This window comes from Candidatus Manganitrophus noduliformans (genome assembly GCF_012184425.1).
GTDB lineage: Bacteria > Nitrospirota > Nitrospiria > SBBL01 > Manganitrophaceae > Manganitrophus > Manganitrophus noduliformans.
This window is the reverse complement of the sequence record NZ_VTOW01000002.1, coordinates 322341-339304: the sequence shown is the minus strand read 5'-3', so window position 1 is coordinate 339304 and position 16964 is coordinate 322341. Positions and strand designations below refer to the sequence as shown.

The window sequence follows — 16964 nt, the reverse complement described above, 5'->3', positions numbered from 1 at the left end:
CTCGATCTCGCTCTTGTTTTTCCTTTCACTCCTGCTCCTCCAGACAGGGTGTCTGCGGGCTTCGACGCCGCGGCCCGCATTTGAAGTGGCGCGTGAGGCGGCGTTGGAGACGAAGATCCGCGCCTACATCGTTGCGGAGCCGATGCTCGATAAAGAGGCGATCAGAGTGGAGGTCGAGGAGGGGAAGGTCGTCCTGAAGGGGAAGGTCGCGCGGGAGGCGCAGAAGGAAAAGGCGGCCGAGGTCGCCGTCCGGGCGGGAGGGGATCTCCCGATCGAGAATGAGATCGTCGTTCAAGGGTAAGAAAAAAGCGCTGCTGTGGGCCCTGCTCATTTTGGGGGCGCTCGCGATTGTCTTTTTTGTGCTGCCGCAGCTCCTCCTGAATCAATGGCTGATCCCTTCCATGAAGGAGCGCTTTCGGCAAGCGACCGGGCGGACCCTTTCGATCGACGGGGCGCGCCTCTCCTTCGGCAACGGGGCGACGCTCCACCTGCGGGATGTGACGATCGAAGCGAAGAAGGGGGAAGCGCCGGCGGCGAAGGCGAAGCGGGTGCAGATCGGCTTCGAGCCGCTCCCTCTTTTTCAGAAGCAGATCAATCTCGAGGAGGTCCGGCTGATCGAGCCGACCGTCCGTCTGCGCCGCACGCGGGAAGGGGAGTGGAACATCGGGGATCTCCTCCCGCGGGAGAAGCGGAAAAAAGGGGAGTGGCAGGTCCGGCTCGGATCGGGGGTCGTCTCCGTCCGGAACGGAACCCTCCTCTTTACCGACCGCGCGCTGCCGGGAGCGCCGGTGGCATGGACCGCGACGGGAATCGACGCGACGCTTCGCCGTCCCCGGCCGAACGGGAAGATCGCGCTGCACGCGACGGCGCCCGCCGTTTGGCGGGGGGCGCGCCGGGGAGAGGTCGCCTCCCTTCAGATCGACGGGACCGTCGGCGGAGCGGGGGAAGGGGCCGGCTTTCCCCCGGAGAACGCGCATCTGACGGCGACCCTGACCCGGTTTGATTCGGCCCTCATCCGGCCGTATCTTCCTTCCGACCGGATTCCCCCCTTCTCGGCCGAGAAAAGCCGGATCATGATCGATGCGACCGGCGGGAATCTCCTCCAACCCCGCGATCTGCTCCGTTCCGCTCAGGTTCGTCTGAAGGGGGAATCGCGCGGGGTGACCGTCAACCCGCCCGATCTTCCCCCGATCAACATCGCGCAGGCCGATTGGCGCTATCACGATCAAAAGGGGCATTTTAAGCTGATCGATACCCGACTGCTCGACTCCCGTCTCCCCCGGACCGAAGGGGTCCTGCTCGATCCGCTCTCTCATCCCAAAATCCATTTGGAAACGTTCGGCGAGGTCGCCGTCTCGGACGTCGCCCGGGTGATGGCGGAGCGGTTCGGGAACCGTCGGCTGAAGAAGCTGGAGGCGAAGGGGAGGATCGAGACCGCCCTCGTAATCAAGATCCCGCTGGAGTCTCTCCCTCAAACGACCTTCGAGGGGCGCCTTGCGCTTCGAAACGGGAGGCTGACCCCGACCGCGTCGTTCCGGCCGATCCGCGAAATCCACGGGGAGGCCCGGGTGGAGGGAAAGCGCCTGGTGGTCGAGTCGCTGAAGGGGGAATGGGGCGAAGCCGACCTTTCCGCCACGGCGCGGATGCCGAATCTCTATGAGGAAGGGATCGAGTTTCATCTGCGCGCCGACACGCTGGTTTGGGATCAGATCCGGATCTCAAAAAGTGAAAGAGACCAAAAGAAGGGGCCCCCTTCCGAGCCGGCCCCCGCGAAGGAAAAAGAGCCGTCCCGCGATCCCGTAGAGGAGCGGGGATACGCGGTCGGCCTGATTGAAATCGCGCATCTGGTTGTCAAAGATTATGATTTCTACGCCGTGGAGAGCGCGCTGATCTATCAAGACCGGGTCTTGCGGCTTCGCGAGACGGAGGCGTTTTTTGAAGACGGAATCGCAAAGGCCGACTTCGCGCAGGTTTATTTTCGCCCCGACGGCTCCTACGCGCTGGCGCTGACGCCGCGGCTGTCGGAGATCAAGATCTTCGAGTTTTTGAAAGACTTCGGCGGCGGCGCCGAGACCCCGGTCATGTCGGGAAAAGCGCTGGTCGCCGGCGGGCTCAACACCGAGGGGAAGAACTATCAGGAGTTCAAGGAAAACCTCCGGGGGTCGCTGGCGGTCTATCTCGACAATGGGACGATCTATCGGTTCGAGACCCTGGCCCGGATCTTTTCGCTGATGAACCTGTTCACTCTGCCGGAAGTGAACGTGGAAGGGATCGAGTATGACGCCATCTCCGGGACGCTCGATATCGATGAAGGAAAAGTCTCGCTGAACGATGCGATCCTCTACGGAGAGGATGTCCGGATCATCGCCGACGGCGAAATCCTCCTTCCCGAGCGGCGATTCGATTTGATCATGGGGGTGCAGGTCTTCAGGGTCGTCGACGAAGTCCTGGAAGAGATTCCCCTGGCGGGGCCGATCCTCCTCGGAGAAGACCGGATGTTCATCGCCGCCTACTTCGACGTGAAGGGGGCGTTCATCAACCCATACGTCGATTTCCGGCCGTTGAAGACGATCCGGGAGCCGACGCTGGGGGTCTTGAGCCGGGCGCTGACCTTTCCGGCCCGGCCCGAGCTCTTCGGGTGAGCGCTCAGGCCGCCTCTTTCTTCCCCGGCGTCTCCTCCGCGCGACTGGGAAGCTGCTGAATGCGAAGCGGCGGCAGGCCGACGATCTCGAAGGTCGCGGAGGCGACGCCGATTCGGGCCTCATCGAACGCTTTGAGGATATCGCGGCTCATCGCATCCTTTAATTCCCGGACGCCGTAATCCCTGGCGATGAACCGGACCGTCAGCTCCAGCCAGTTGTCGGTCAAGCGAAAATAGACCTTCGGCCGCATGTCGGCCGACTTCATGAAGTAGCGCCGCTTCATCTCCTCCAGCGCCTCCCGTCCCATCTCGCCGATCGAAACGGTGTGGCGCTCCGCCGCGTCGAGCAAGATCCGCTCGGCGCGGGCCCGGTCGGCGTCGTAGGTGATCGGCACGACCATCTCCTCCCAAAGAAAAGGGAATTCGCGGGTGTAGTTGAAGACCGGCTCTTCAAAGATCTTGGCGTTGCTGACGGTGACGACCCGCCCCGTATACTGCCGGCTCTGGACCCACATCGCCGGCTCGTCCCCCTGCACCGGCGGCGGCTGGCCCATCTCCATGATCGTCGTCTGGGTAAAGGTCAGCCCCAGCACGTCTCCGCGGACCCCTCCCATCCGGATCCGGTCGCCGACATTGAAGACCTTCCCCCGCAGGATGACGAAGTAGCCGGCAATGGCGGTGACGACCTTCTGCAGCGCGAAGGCAAGCGCCGCGGTAATCAACCCCAGGGCGGTGGCGAGCCGGCCCGGATCGTCGAACCAAATCGAGGCGAGCCCCAGAATCAGGATCACCGCCGCGGCGAGGCGGATTCCTTGCCGCGCCCAAAACTCAACCTGCTCTTTGCCCCGCCCATGCAGCCACCAGCGGGCAAGCTTTGTAAGGCTTCGAACCACCAGAACGATCAGGGCGATGAAGAGGAGCGAGAAGAGAAGCTTCTTGGCGTTTTCCGCATTGACGCCGACGAGTTTCACGCCAAAAATTTCGACCGCCCGGTTCGGTCCCACCAATCTGATAAAATTTTCCAAAAGAACCTCCTCTGACTTGTAGGGGCATATTGCAGTACGCCCTACTGACGGCTGTTTCGTTTATTCATTCCCCGCCCGCCTGTATCGGTCGGACAGGCTCTCCGGGGGCCGGGAGACGTTCGAAAGACTCGATGCTTCGCCGCGCGCCGCTCTTTGAACGACGCTGAAGGTGCCGTCGGTCTCCAGCACGACCGCTTCGATCTCCGAAAGATTCGCGAATCCTTCCGCTCGGATCGCCGCGCGCACTTCCCCTTCGGTCACCCGTTCCCGGCGCATCGCTTCCCCGAGAAACTCCCCCCGGTAAAACAGCAGCGCCGGCTCGCTCTTCACGATCCGCCGGACAAACGGAGAGTGAACCGAAGCCCAAGCGACGAGATACTGTAAGCCGATGAGAAGGACGAAGGCGAGAATTCCTTCAACGAGGGCGACATTCTTCGAGAGGAGAATCGTCGCCAGGGTCGATCCGAGAGCGACGGTCACCACCAGATCGAAGGCATTCATCTTCGATAAAGTCCGCTTTCCGGAGATCCGGAGCAGAAGAACGAGGGCCGCATAGGCGAAGATGCCGATGATCAGGGTGCGGACGACCCCCGCCCAGTTGTCGAAGAAAATTCGTTGCAGATCCATGAGCCGAGCCTCAAGCCCCGGTGCTCCGCCCGTAATAAAGGAGAACCGGAAGTTCATTTTATTATGGCATGGGGAAGAGAATCCGAACAAGGCGCAGGCGGAAGACCCTGTTGAGGGGGGGCTATCGCGTGATGTTCAGGGAAGTCGCTTCTGGAGAGAACGGCGGGTGATCCGATTTAGCCGGGATACGCCGGGCCTGAACTGAAATCTGGCAAGGCTCGGTTTACTCCTCGCCGAAGAAGAACGTGGCCTCTATCTGTTCGAGTTCCATCAAATGGACGATCTTCTGAAGCGCTTGATGCATCTCCGAAACTTCTTCCTTGGAAAGATTCTCAAGGCTGTAGAGGAGCTTCCCCTGGAAGGGCTCGGGCGCTTTGTCGACGATCCGTTTTCCGGCAGGGGTCAAATGGACCGTCACCACCCGGCGATCCGGCGCTTCCCGTTTTCGGGCGACGGATCCTTTCTTTTCCAGACGATCGATGATTCCCGACACCGTGGAAATGTGGAGATACATCTTCTGACTCAGCTCGCCGACCGACGTGCCCCCTTCATCCCGGAGTGTTTTCAGCAGCCAGAGCTGCGGGCCGGTCACGCCGAACGCTTTTAAAACCTCCTCCGAATAGCGATGGATCGCTTTGAAGATTTTGCGGAAGGATTGGACGATCTCCGCAATCGCCGTTTTCTTTGAAACCGTTTTCTTTCCCATCGATTAAAAATAGAATGTATTTTATGGATGCTTCTATCAACCGGTAAGGGTGGTATTTAAAGGTGATTTTTGGATCGATTCTTGTCGACAATGGCCCACAAAATGAGAAGAAACGCGATGGAGCGGATGATATAGACAAAGCTGTAGACCTCATTTTCTTTGTTCATGATCAAAAGAACGATCCGTTCGACCGCCAGCATCCAGAAGGCGACGGCGAAAATTGAGAAGAGCCGGTCTTCCGTCTTTTTCCAAAATCGGAGGAAGAAAAGCCCGATCACCCAGCAAGCCATCATGATGGCGCCCGACAAAAATTGAGTCATCCGCATCCGATCCCCCTTTATGCGACATCCCAGATCAGACCGTAAATCAGCAGCATCAACCCTGCCAGCGCGGCGATGCTCCGCCATATCGAAAGGTCGGCGGAATCGGGGATGATGACCAAATCGATATAAAGCAGGAAATTATTCAGCGTCAATCCGACAAAGCAAAGGCTGCTCCAGAGTAAAAGCCGTGTTTGGCTTCGAAGATACCCCCGGAAAAGCATCAGCGCGCACGCCAGGCTGGTGATTGCGGAGAGAAAGTAAACGGTCTCGGCCATCTTAGTCGTCCTTTCTGAATTTAAAGGCATCTGAGAAATCACGCAATGTGTCGGTTTGTTTCGAGAAGATCAGTTCAATGACCCGGGTCGGGCGCTCTCGATAGGCTTCGGCCAACTCCCGGACCGCCCCATCCAATTCGTCCGTTCTCGTTTTGTAGAAGTAAAGCGGGGGTCGTGAGTCTTTCATCGACAACAGCCCCCGGTCGCAGAGATCGGTGAGGCGTTTGGTCACCGAGGTCGGGCTGCTCCGAATTTCCTGACTGACCGATTCGGCGCTCCATTCGTTCGCATGGCTCCGAAGCAGGAGGAGGACCTCCAACAGCTCGACCGAGTCGATATAGGCCGCGATGAAGCGCTTTACGTTTTCCGAGATCTTACTACCGGCCAAACAAATACTCCGACTCATGAAAGCGCCGTCTGTCCGTCATCAGGGACAAAGCCGCTTATTTCGTCCGCGGATCAGTGCCCGCTTTTCCGAAGACGATGGTAAAGACCCGAGAGAAAGAAGAGCAATTTTTGGGGACGCGCGATTCTCCGGATCTGGACGACCTGGCCGATCTCCGATTCCAGATCGACCTGAATCGACTCGCTCTTCGCGACGCCGATGATCTGGCTGGGGTAGACGCTCCGATGTCCCGTGATTAGAAAGCTCGTCACGCAGGCGACGGCGGCATACGAGGCGAGGAGGGGGCCGAAGAGCTCGATCGCCATCACGGAGGCGGCGATGGGGGTATTCGTCGCCCCGGCCAGAACCGCCACCATCCCGATGGCGGCGAAGGTCCCCCGGTCCATCGACATCATCTGTCCCCACAGGTCCCCGGCGGCGGCCCCGATAAAAAAAACCGGCGATAAAATTCCCCCGCTCCCCCCCGATCCGAGGGTCACCGCCGTCGTCAACGTCTTCCAAAGGAAGGCGCCCGGCGGCAGACCCTCTCCCTGGACCGCCTGTTCCATGCCGGAGAGCCCGAGACCGAGATAGGCCTTCCCCGCGACCATCGTCAGCGCGACCAAGAGGAGCCCTCCTGCGGCCGCTCTCCATGGTTTCCAGATCCGCCATTGTTTGAACGAGCGCTCGATCCATTCCAGCGTGAGAACCAAGAGAAGGGCCACGGCGCCGAAAAAAAGCCCGGAGAGAAGGACCTTGAGGAAAACCAGCTCATCAAGCGCCGGCACCCAGGTGACCGTATGATGAAAGTAGGTAATCCCCAGCCGGGTGGTGACATGATACGCCACGACCCCCGCCACGAAGGAGGGATAAAGAACGTCATAAAGAAGTTGCCCCAGAAAGAGGACCTCGACTGCAAAGAGGGCCCCGGCGATCGGCGTGCCGAAGACCCCGGCAAACCCCCCCGCGATCCCGCAGATGACCAGTTTTTTCCGGTCATAGGGGGAGAGGCGAATGAGGTTCGAGAAGACCGAGGCGAGCCCCGCGCCGATTTGGGCACATGGACCTTCTTTCCCGGCGGAGCCGCCGGAGGCGATGGTGATGATCGTCGCCAGGAGCTTGATCGGCACCACGCGCGGATCGATCCGGCCTTCTTGCTTATGAATGGCCCAGATGACTTTCTCCGTTCCGTGTCCTTCCGCTTGCGGGGCAAAGCGCTGGACCAGCAGGCTGCTTAAGAAGAGGGCGGCCGGAAGGAGGAGAAAAAAATAAGAATACCCGCCGGCGAAGTCGATGCTCCGCTGAAGCAGGGTGAGAAAAAGGGCTGTGGAAGCGCCGACGAGGGCGCCGACGAAGGCGGCGAGGGCGGTCCACTTCAGAAGGCTGAGCAGAAGCGTTCCCTGCTCGAGGATGATCCGGCGATGGAGGGGCATCCCTGTCTTCCCCTCTTGCGGAGACCGGTCGGGCGGGTCATCGATCGGTTCTTTTCCCGTGTGCAACGTTGTCTCCTACGGCTCAGGATGGCTGTTGATAAAATCTCTTTTCTCCTTCGTCTTGATCCGCTTGAGGAGGGCGACCGGAAAGGTGCTGAAAATCTGCGCCAGCGGAAGGAGCGGCCGGCCCTCCGAGAGGGTCGGATGGAGGATCTCTCCCGTAAAAATGTTTTGGTAGCCGTAGCGCTCGCTTCCCGGGGAAAGAACAAGCCCGGTTTCTTCCCAAACCGCTTTCCCGATCGGCAGCGCGGGCGCTTCGCGGAGGAGACGGGCCACGAGGCGCGGGACGACGGCGATCACCTCCTCCCCGTTCGCCCTCCGGGCGAAGGCGATCGAATGTTTTCGTTTCTCCCCGTATCCTTGCAGCGGCAGGTAATCCCCCTCTTGAAAAAGCGCGGCGTTTGCCTTTCGGAACTGGAGGCCGGTCCGTGTGACGAAGAGCTTGATCCGTCCGTCGGCGCGGTTTTTCACCAGATCCTGAATCAGGATGTCGCGCCCGCCGGTTTCCGCCTGCGACAACGCTTCCAACAGCGCGGCGCGGCGCCGGTGATCCACGGGGCGGCGGTTGTCGGGATCGACCAGGTTGAAGTCCCAAAGCTCGGTTCCCTGGTAAAAATCGGGAACCCCGGGGGCCGCGATCTTGATCACCAATTGGGAGAGGGCGTTGGAGACGCCGTATTGCGCGATCCTCTCCTGAAAGGGGAGGAAGAGCTCCAAAAAACGATTTGACCCCGTTCGTTCCAGCAGCGCCTGGATGAACGCCTCGACCGCCTCTTCATACGTTCGGTTGGGATTGATCCAGCTGGTGTGGACCTTCGCTTCACGAATGGCCTTGATCATGTAAGATTGAATCCGCCGGCGGAATGTTCCGTCGTCGGCCGTCGGGTCGGTTTCGAACGGCCATGCCCCGAGGAGCGTTTGATAGAGAAGATATTCGTCGTTCGGATCGGGCGCGGGCTTCCCTTCGATAAATTGTTTCTTTGACTGGTTCCACCCGCTCCAGCTCGTCACGGCGCGCTGCCACGCCCGCGGAATTTCCGAGAGGGAATTGATTCGCGCCCGGACATCTTCGCCCCGTTTCGTGTCGTGCGTGGCGGTCGCCGAAAGCGCATGCGGCTGGCGCGCCTGCCGCTCCCGCATCCATTGATGGAATGTCTTCGTGTCGATTCCGAATTGCCCCGGATGCCCGCCGACTTCATTCAAGGAGATCAGCCGATGGTAGATGTAGAAAGCGGTGTCCTCCATCCCCTTCGCCATCACCGGGCTGGTCGTCTGTTGGAACTTCATCACGAACCGGCGATGCGCCTGCCGGTCTTCTTCGGAGCAATCGGCCGGGTATTTCATCAGGAGCAGGTCTCTGACAAAATCGAAGACCAATTCGGTGACGGCGGGATTTCTCCGTTTGGCCCGCGCCACCGCCAGGTTCAAATAGGCCCGGTCCCGGTCGGCCGTCTGCTCCGGGTCGGTGACATAGGTCCGGTAGACGGGAAAGCAGGCGATGATTTCCCGGATCGCATGGGTGAGGCTGTTGAGAGTGAAGTCGCGGGAGCGGCGGTTTTTTTCGGAAAGGAGATTCAACTGATGTCCGAGGACATTGATCTCGCTCGCCATCGACACTTCCATCATCAGCTTTTTTTTCTCGTAAACGAGGTCTTCGAAGGAGATCCGCCCGCCGGTGAACCGGCCGTAGAAGTAGTCGAAGGAGCGCTCGTTGTCGCGGTCGACGAAGAGGCCGTTCACCAAATTGAGAAAATCATAGCCGGTGGTTCCTTCCACGGGCCACTCTTCGGGGAGGGACTCTCCCGGGTTGAGGATTTTCTCCACGACCAGGTAGAGGGGCCGCTCGCGGGATTCTGAAGAGGGCAGGTTTGCGCGGGCCCATTCCTGCAGCTTTCTCAGGTAATCTCCGGGGTCATAGAGGCCGTCGACATGATCGATCCGAAGACCGGTGACCGCCCCCTCTTGCAACAGCCGGAAGATCAGCGCGTGGACTTTGTCGAAGACGATCGGGTTTTCCATCCGGATCGCCGCCAGCTCGTTGATATCGAAGAAGCGGCGGTAGTTGATCTCCTCGGCGGCGACGCGCCAGTAGGCGAGCCGGTACGCCTGGTCGGCGAGGAGGCGGTCGAGCAGGTCGAAGCTCTTCGGGTCGCCGCGCGTTCCGTTGAACTGCCGAAGATTCTCTTCCAAAAAGGCGGCGACCGCCGGACTCTCCTTCACCAGAACGGCGATTCGCTTTTTGATGACCTCTTTTTCCCGATAGCGCTCGATCACCCGTTGCGCCTCTTGCTCGCTTCGCGAGGGGAGATAACTCAAAGCGGTGATGATGCTTTGCAGCTCCTGGAAGTGAGGGTCGGCTCCCCTCTCCTCCCCGAGGAGGGATTCGAGACGATGCGATAAGATTTGGACCGAGGAGCGGGGGGCGATCGGGAGGGTGTGATCGTAATAGGTGACGAAAAAGCCCCCCTCTTCGTAAACCAGCTTGATCTCCCGGTTCTCCAAGACGGTGCCGTACAGATCGCCCAATATCGGGAGGAGAACTTTGTTCTCCAATTCCGGTTTGACCGGCCGCCAGTCGATATCGAAGAAAGAGGAGTAGTGAGAGCTCGGTCCGTTCTCGAGCAGATCCATCCACCACGGATTGCACGATTTCCCGATTCCCATGTGATTGGCGACGACATCCAGGATCTGGCCCATGCCGTGCGATCGCAGCGCTTCGATAAAGGAGCGGTATTCTTCCTCCGTCCCCAGCTCCGGATTCAGCGCGGCCGGATCGACGATATCGTAGCCGTGCAGGCTTCCTTGAACCGCTTTGAGATAAGAGGAGACGTAGCAGTCGGTGATGCCGAGGGTGTGCAGGGCGGGAAGGACGCGCCGGGCGTCCGAGAATCCGAAAGACGAATTAAGCTGAAGCCGGTAGGTGGAAAGAGGAAGAAGATGCGTTTTTTCCGTAAAAGGTGGAGTAAACGTCATTCTGATAGACGACCCTCTTCTAAGACGATTGGGAATGATCTATCATTTTGTATACAAAACAAACGGCGGAGTCAAGAGGAGTTCGATCTATTTCATTCATCCGGCCGAAGAAGGACCGGAAAACACCGGATTCCCGAGGCGGCCGTCCGGCGTGTCGTCTCTCATCTCCCCTTATCCGTCATGACCTTATGGAGGATTTTGCTCAAGTCTTCCAGTTTATACGGTTTCGCCATCACCCCCTTGAAGCCGTATTGGGCGTAATCGGCCATGATCGGGTCGTTGGAGTAGCCGCTGGAGACAATCGCCTTGACGTCGGGATCGACCGCAAGCAGCTTCTGAAGGGCCTCTTTCCCTCCGATCTCTCCCGGGATCGTTAAATCCATGATGATCAAGTCGAACGGCCGGGCCGCCCCCTTCGCTTCTCCGTAGCGCGCGATCGCCCCGCTTCCGTCTTCGGCGAAACCGACCTCATATCCGAGGAAACGGAGCATCTCCCCCAGCACGCGCCGGACCGATTTCTCATCGTCCATGACCAAGATTTTCCCTTTGCCGCGAAGCGGCGCTTCGGTCGTCGCCGGCGGCTCGATTTCTTTTGACGAAGCCGGCAGGTAAATCGAAAAGGTCGATCCCTTCCCCAGTTCGGAGTCGACGGTCATATGGCCGTCATGTTTTTTGACGATCGAATAGGAGGTGGAGAGGCCGAAGCCGCTCCCTTTCTGCTTCGTGGTGAAATAAGGATCGAAGATTTTGTCGAGATGCGCTTTTTTGATGCCGATCCCGAAGTCTCGGACCGAGAGGTGAATGTACCGTCCGGCCGGGATCGGGAGCCGCTTCTCGGTCCCGGTTGCGATATAGTTTTCGGCCCGGACCTGGAGGGTTCCCCCTTCCGGCATCGCCTGCTGCGCGTTGATGACGAGGTTATGGAGGACCTGACTGATCTGTCCCTCATCGATATCGACCGGCCAGAGCGCATCTGAAATGTAAAACGCCGGGTGCACATTCGATCCCCGCAGCGCAAACTGGATCGAATGCTCAAGCAGATGGTTGATCCGGAGCGTCTTCTTGATCGGGGCCCCTCCTTTGGAAAAGGTCAGCAGCTGATGGGAGAGGTCGCGCGCCCTCAGAGAGGCGGTTTCGGCGTCTTCCAGGTGCCGATAGAAGCGATGGGCGGGGCCGAGCTCCGTTTTGATCAGGGAGAGATTCCCCAAAATGGCGGTCACGATGTTGTTGAAGTCGTGAGCGATGCCGCCTGCGAGAAGGCCGACCGCTTCCAGCTTGCTCATCCGGAGGAGATCCTCCTCCCTTTTTTTCTCATCGGTGATATTCCGGAAGACCAGAATCGTTCCGATGATCTCTCCTTTCTGATCCCGGATCGGAGCGGCGCTGTCGGAGATGATCCGCTCCGATCCGTCTCGCGAGATCAATACGGTCGGATTCGCCGGCGTCACTGTGCGGCCTGTCTGGAGGACCCGGGTGACGGGATTCTCCAGGGCCTGTCGGGTTCTCTCGTCGCTGATGGAGAAAATTTCATTGAGCGGCCGGCCGAGGGCCTCTTCCTGATTCGTTCCGGTGAGGCCTTCGGCGACCTTGTTCATCAAGACGATCTTTCCCTCCGTGTCGGTCGCGATGACGCCGTCGCCGATGGAGCGAAGGGTCACCGCCAACCGATTTTTTTCCGCCGACAGCGCTTCTTCCGATCGTTTTCGTCCGACCACCACTCCCAATTGGGAGGCGAGCGCGGAGACCAGCCGGATCAACCGCTCATCTTCTCTGCGCGATTCCGAGATATACCACTCCAGCACGGCCACCACTTGATCCGCGGCCAGGACGGGAACGGCAAATCCGGATTTGAGTCCCGCCTCGGTCGCCGCCGGCGCGCGGGAGCAGTTCTCCGCCTGCGATAAATCCTGCACCCAGACCGGCTGCTTTGTTGAGAAGGCGATTCCCGGAAGCCCCTCTCCGGGGAGAAGGGTCATCTCTCTGCTCATCCATCTGAGTTTTTCGAAACAGCCTTCCCGGCGATACCATGTCGGACTGCAAGCGAGGGTTTTCCCATCGGGTTGCGGTATCCAGGCCTGCCCGATCTCCCATCCGGTCGCCTCGCAGATTTTCTCCATCGCGACATAAAGCGCGGCGGGAAGCGTCGGCGATTCGCCGACCGCGAGGAGAATCGTCTGAAGCAAGACGACCTCATCCTCGGCCCGCTGTTGCTCGGTGATGTCTCTGACCACGCCGATCATCCGCACCGGCTTTCCCTCCTCGTCGAAGAAGGGCTCTCCTTGAGCGGCAATCCAATGGATGCTCCCGTCCGGCCAAACGATCCGAAATTTGTCCCGGAGGGTGCGTCGCTCGACAATGGCAAGCGCCAGGGCGCGCTCCACCCCCTCCCGGTCTTCCGGATGGATCCGTCCCTCGAAATCCTTGTAGGTGCCCTTGAAAGCGCCGGGCGCCATGCCCCATAACTCCTCGTGGCCGCGGGACCAGACAATTTTGCCGGTCTCCATGTTCCAATCCCAGGTGCCGATCCGCCCCGCCTGGAGCGCGAGCCGGACGCGCGCTTCGGCTTCTCTCAACGCCTCCTCGGCCCGTTTTCGTTCGCTGATGTCGCGGACGAAAGCGACATGAAATTCATCATTGCCGAGCCAGAGGTGCTCCGCGGAAACCTCCACCGGAAAGACGAGGCCGTCCTTTCGGCGATGCAAGGTTTCAAGGTGGACCGAATCGGTTTTATCTTCCAGGAGTTGCGCCCACACCTGCTCCCATCTTTCTTTGGGGTAGATCGGATCGATGTCCCAGAGTTTCAGATTCAACAGCTCATCACGCGTGTAGCCGAGCGAGCGGCAGGCCTGTTCATTCACATAAGAGAAGCCGGCTTCGCGGGTCATAAAGAAGACCGCGTCCGGCGCATGCTCCATGGAGAACTGGAACCGCTGCAGCGCCTCCTCCACCCGCTTGCGTTCGCCGTTTTCCTTCTGGAGCGCGGAGAGAAGGGCGTTGGTCCGGCTGAGCGTCAGATTGCTCAGCTCATCTTGCACAAGGTCGGCGAGATCTTTCAACGCTTTCAGATCGGCCTCGGTCATCTGCCGCGGCCGGTTGTCGATGATGCAGAGGGTGCCGAGGTTGCGGCCGTCGGGCCCTGAAAGGGGACAGCCGGCATAAAATCGAAGAAAGGGGGGGCCGGTCACCAGGGGGTTATCGGAGAAGCGGGGGTCTTCTTTGGAATCAGGGACCACGAAGATGTCGCGGCCGAGGATCGTGTGACCGCAGAAGGAGATGGAGCGTTGGGTTTCGGAGAGGGTGAGCCCCTGAGTCGATTTGAACCATTGCCTGCTTGCATCAACGAGTGTGACGAGGGCGATCGGAACGTCGAAAAGCCGCGCGGCCATCCGGGTGATTCGGTCGAACCGCTCTTCGCGGGGGGTGTCGAGAATCTGCAGGCTTCGAAGCGATGCGAGTCTCTGCTCCTCATCCGGGGGGATCTCAGGTTCTTTCATCCCTTGCTCCTTACAGCCGGTTTTCGATATATCCCCGGGTTGCACAAAGGGGAGCGACTGAGATCGTCCGGCCCGTCCAACATCGTGTTTTTCCCTGAGCTATACCGACTGTGACTTATTAGAGGCTTTTATGGAGGGAACGCTATCACAATTCTAAAAAATATGTCAATAGTAATAGTCGCGAGTAATCGTCGCGGCGCGAACGGACGCGCGTATTTTCCAAGAGCCGATATCGCGCCGTTCGGCCTTTCCTCTCCATTTTCCGCTTCCCGTAGTAAGCATTCTTGATTGACGGATGGAAATTCTCTGATACCTTTTGCCAGAGGGTTTATGCAGGATCGAAGAAAGTCCCCCAGAATTCCGCTTGTTTCCATCGCCCGCCTGACGCTCGAAGGGATGGGAAGGGAGAAGTCGGTCTTGGTCCGGGATATCTCCACGCACGGCGTCGGAATCTACACCGAGGAAGCATACCAGCAAGGAGATCTCGTGGTGATCCATCTTGTTCTGACCGGAGATCGGTCCGAGACGATCACCGAATCGGTGGCGGGCGAAGTGGCCTGGGTCACCCCCCTTCCGGACGGAGCCCACTATGCGGTCGGTATCCGCTTTGAGAACATGGAAGTGGAAAGGCCCAAGCTCTATGCATATGTGAAGCATCTTGAGCGGATCAACCCCGGGGTGGACCCAAAAGCGTCCGCCTGACCGGGTCGTCCGAATGGGTCTCATCCATCCGTGTCATTTTCTCCCCCCGTTTTAATATCGTAAAATAATTTCAGAATGGATGAACCTATCGGGAGGAAGCCATGCCTATTGCAACGGATCCCACCCAATCGCTTAAAATTTTTGGCCTTGCCGGGAGCCTTCGGCAGGGTTCTTTTAACCGCGCCCTGCTGCGCGCCGCCGTCGAAGTGGCGCCGAAAGGGGTGGAGATCCGGATCTTTGAACGCCTTGGAGAGATTCCCCCTTTCAACGCCGATGTCGAAGCGAAGGGTGATCCGGAGCCGGTCGTCGCGATGAAATCGGCGATTCGAGAGGCCGACGCGTTGTTGATCGCCACCCCCGAGTACAATTACGGCATTCCGGGGGTTCTCAAAAATGCCATCGATTGGGCCTCGCGTCCGCCGGACGGATCGGTCCTGCAAGGCAAGCCGGCCGCCGTCATCGGGGCGACCCCGGGGATGACCGGGACCGCGCGCGCACAGCTCGCGCTCCGCCAGGCCTTCCTCTTCACCGAGACCTATGCCGTCCTGCAGCCGGAGGTGCTGGTCGCCCGCGCGCACGAGAAGATCGACGGCCAGGGACGCTTGAAGGATGAGGCGACGCGCAACTTTATCCGCGAGCTTCTCCAATCCCTGATCGCGTGGACGCTTCAACTGCGCCAAGGGACGGCGCGGCGCGAAGCCGCCTGACGATCGATTGTTTTCACGCCGAGACCGAAAGCGACAGACAAAAGTCAAGAGACGCGAGTCTGCCGACCCGCCTCCATTCCATATTCTCCTGGTATAATTGTAATTAGAAAATTTTGAGATCGACGCAATCCGTGAAACGCGACATCGGGGAGCGGCGTTTAACAAGCCGCTTCGAAAACCTGGGGTGAATATGAAGCGATATATTCTAGACTGTCGTGAAGGGACGCCCAACGGGCCGGCCCCGAAGTTATTAAGCGAGCAGGGGATCGACCGGATTCTTCACCGGACGATCCTCGGATGGTCTCCGAACATCGGGTTGTATGGGGCGGGCGGGCCCGGCTTCTGGGGATTCAAGTTGGCCGAAACAGATCAGTATCCTGAGGAATGGCTGATCCTGACCGTCTGGAACGCGGGCGATTGTCTCCTCATCGACGGCGAGAAAGGGGAGGTCGTCGCGGCGGAATTCATCGCGATGCATCCGGACGCCGGCGTGGAGGCCTTTTATCGGCATTACGTCGCCCGGGTCAACGAGATCACGGAAAAGGTGGTCGGATCGAAAATCGTCGACGCGCAGATCACCCCGGCCTCTTCCGAAATTCTCTTTCAGAAAGGGGGCGAGACGCATCGCCTGGAGATCCCCCAAGGCTCTTCGGAACCCTACCAAGGCCGATCGTGGCCGTCGGGCGAGAATCAGCGCGAGGCCTGGGTCCTCTCCGAGCGGAACGAGTTATGGGCCTGACTCGATAATCTCCCGCCGGCCATCGTTTTCTCTTTTTTCCATAACCGCCCTGCCGAGCATTTTCCCTTGAATTTCCGCTCCTCCGGGATTGCCTTTCCCCGGTCCGTTTGTTTACACTGGAACGTGAAGCCGTCTACCGGAGTGGAGCCCTCTCGTGTTCAAGATCATTTTCAAAACCGGCCTCTGGATTCTCCTGTCTTTCTGCTTACAAACCGGGATCGCCTTGGCCTCTCATTATGTCGATCAGATCGAGGCGGCCCTTTCGGATGAGGTCGGCGATCAGGTCGGGCCGAAATTGGGTCGGGGTCTTTCAGAGGAAGACAAGGCGTATGCCTATTTTCTCCTCGCCGTTTATAAACACGACCCCGCCGCTAGAGAAAAGGCGGAGGAAGCTTACGCGCATCTGAATACCCCCGCGAGCGAGGCGTATCTTGGAACGATTGAGATGTTGAAGGCCCGCGATTTGGAAGGAGGCTTCTTTCGAATATTTAAAAAGAAAAGGTTGGTTCAAGAAGGAATCGAGAAGCTCGATCACGCCGTTAAAGCGCACCCGGACGATCCGCAGGTGCGCATCGTCCGGGCGATCGCCTATCTCCGCGTCCCCTCTTACTTCGGAAAGTTCGAAGAAGGTTTGGCCGACATGGAGAAGGTCATCCGCTGGATCGAAGAGGGAAAGCTCAATGTGCCGGAGGAAGAGCTTCTCTTCAGGGACCGCTCCTCGCTTTATTATTACGCGGGACAATATTATCTGAAGAAGGGGGAGAGAAAGAAAGCGAAGGAGATGTTCTCCAAAGCGACCGGATCGACCTTCCACACCCCGTTTGCGGTCGCATCCCGAAAACGGATCGGGGCGCTTTCGTAGCGCATCGCGGCG

At 59.2% G+C, this 16964-nt stretch carries 15 protein-coding genes; 6 read left to right on the top strand and 9 right to left on the bottom strand.

Annotated features, from left to right (window positions below; all coding sequences use genetic code 11):
- Positions 1-103: 103 nt before the first annotated feature.
- Together MNODULE_RS10915 and MNODULE_RS10910 are read left to right on the top strand one after the other, a co-directional pair.
- Entirely contained in the window at positions 104-301 is a 198-nt protein-coding gene (locus MNODULE_RS10915; protein ID WP_168059677.1) for a BON domain-containing protein, read from the top strand.
- Complete coding sequence (locus MNODULE_RS10910; protein WP_168059675.1) at positions 279-2642, top strand: DUF748 domain-containing protein; 2364 nt, start codon at positions 279-281, stop codon at positions 2640-2642. Before MNODULE_RS10915 ends, MNODULE_RS10910 begins: the two co-directional genes overlap by 23 nt.
- Positions 2643-2646: 4 nt before the next feature.
- On the opposite strand, the gene MNODULE_RS10905 is transcribed toward MNODULE_RS10910, so the two are convergent.
- The 9 genes from MNODULE_RS10905 to MNODULE_RS10865 all read right to left on the bottom strand — a co-directional run bounded on the left by MNODULE_RS10905 (position 2647) and on the right by MNODULE_RS10865 (position 13942).
- On the bottom strand, positions 2647-3666 hold the full coding sequence (locus tag MNODULE_RS10905; protein ID WP_168059673.1) for a mechanosensitive ion channel family protein: 1020 nt from the start codon (positions 3664-3666) through the stop codon (positions 2647-2649).
- A 60-nt stretch (positions 3667-3726) separates the two neighbouring features.
- Complete coding sequence (locus MNODULE_RS10900) at positions 3727-4287, bottom strand: DUF421 domain-containing protein (RefSeq protein ID WP_168061121.1); 561 nt, start codon at positions 4285-4287, stop codon at positions 3727-3729.
- Positions 4288-4516: 229 nt separating this feature from the next.
- Positions 4517-4999 (bottom strand): MarR family winged helix-turn-helix transcriptional regulator, encoded by a 483-nt coding sequence (locus tag MNODULE_RS10895; protein WP_168059671.1) that lies wholly within the window; start codon positions 4997-4999, stop codon positions 4517-4519.
- Positions 5000-5055: 56 nt separating this feature from the next.
- Positions 5056-5325, bottom strand: coding sequence for a DUF5985 family protein (locus tag MNODULE_RS10890; protein WP_202882182.1), 270 nt, complete (start codon positions 5323-5325; stop codon positions 5056-5058).
- Positions 5326-5336: 11 nt separating this feature from the next.
- Entirely contained in the window at positions 5337-5597 is a 261-nt protein-coding gene (locus MNODULE_RS10885; RefSeq protein WP_168059669.1) for a DUF5985 family protein, read from the bottom strand.
- Position 5598: 1 nt separating this feature from the next.
- Positions 5599-5985, bottom strand: coding sequence for a hypothetical protein (locus tag MNODULE_RS10880; protein ID WP_168059667.1), 387 nt, complete (start codon positions 5983-5985; stop codon positions 5599-5601).
- Between the two features lie 71 nt (positions 5986-6056).
- Complete coding sequence (locus MNODULE_RS10875) at positions 6057-7481, bottom strand: chloride channel protein (protein WP_168059665.1); 1425 nt, start codon at positions 7479-7481, stop codon at positions 6057-6059.
- Between the two features lie 9 nt (positions 7482-7490).
- Positions 7491-10448: a malto-oligosyltrehalose synthase gene (gene treY / locus MNODULE_RS10870; protein WP_168059663.1), complete on the bottom strand. Its 2958-nt coding sequence runs from the start codon at positions 10446-10448 to the stop codon at positions 7491-7493.
- Positions 10449-10609: 161 nt separating this feature from the next.
- Entirely contained in the window at positions 10610-13942 is a 3333-nt protein-coding gene (locus tag MNODULE_RS10865) for a PAS domain S-box protein (RefSeq protein ID WP_168059661.1), read from the bottom strand.
- Positions 13943-14272: 330 nt separating this feature from the next.
- Between MNODULE_RS10865 and MNODULE_RS10860 the strand changes: the two genes are divergently transcribed.
- The 4 genes from MNODULE_RS10860 (at position 14273) to MNODULE_RS10845 (ending at position 16952) form a co-directional block, all read left to right on the top strand.
- On the top strand, positions 14273-14644 hold the full coding sequence (locus MNODULE_RS10860; protein ID WP_168059659.1) for a PilZ domain-containing protein: 372 nt from the start codon (positions 14273-14275) through the stop codon (positions 14642-14644).
- A 101-nt stretch (positions 14645-14745) separates the two neighbouring features.
- On the top strand, positions 14746-15351 hold the full coding sequence (locus MNODULE_RS10855) for an NADPH-dependent FMN reductase (protein WP_168059657.1): 606 nt from the start codon (positions 14746-14748) through the stop codon (positions 15349-15351).
- Positions 15352-15541: 190 nt separating this feature from the next.
- Complete coding sequence (locus MNODULE_RS10850; protein WP_168059655.1) at positions 15542-16090, top strand: hypothetical protein; 549 nt, start codon at positions 15542-15544, stop codon at positions 16088-16090.
- A gap of 154 nt (positions 16091-16244) precedes the next feature.
- On the top strand, positions 16245-16952 hold the full coding sequence (locus MNODULE_RS10845) for a hypothetical protein (RefSeq protein ID WP_168059653.1): 708 nt from the start codon (positions 16245-16247) through the stop codon (positions 16950-16952).
- Positions 16953-16964 lie beyond the last annotated feature (12 nt).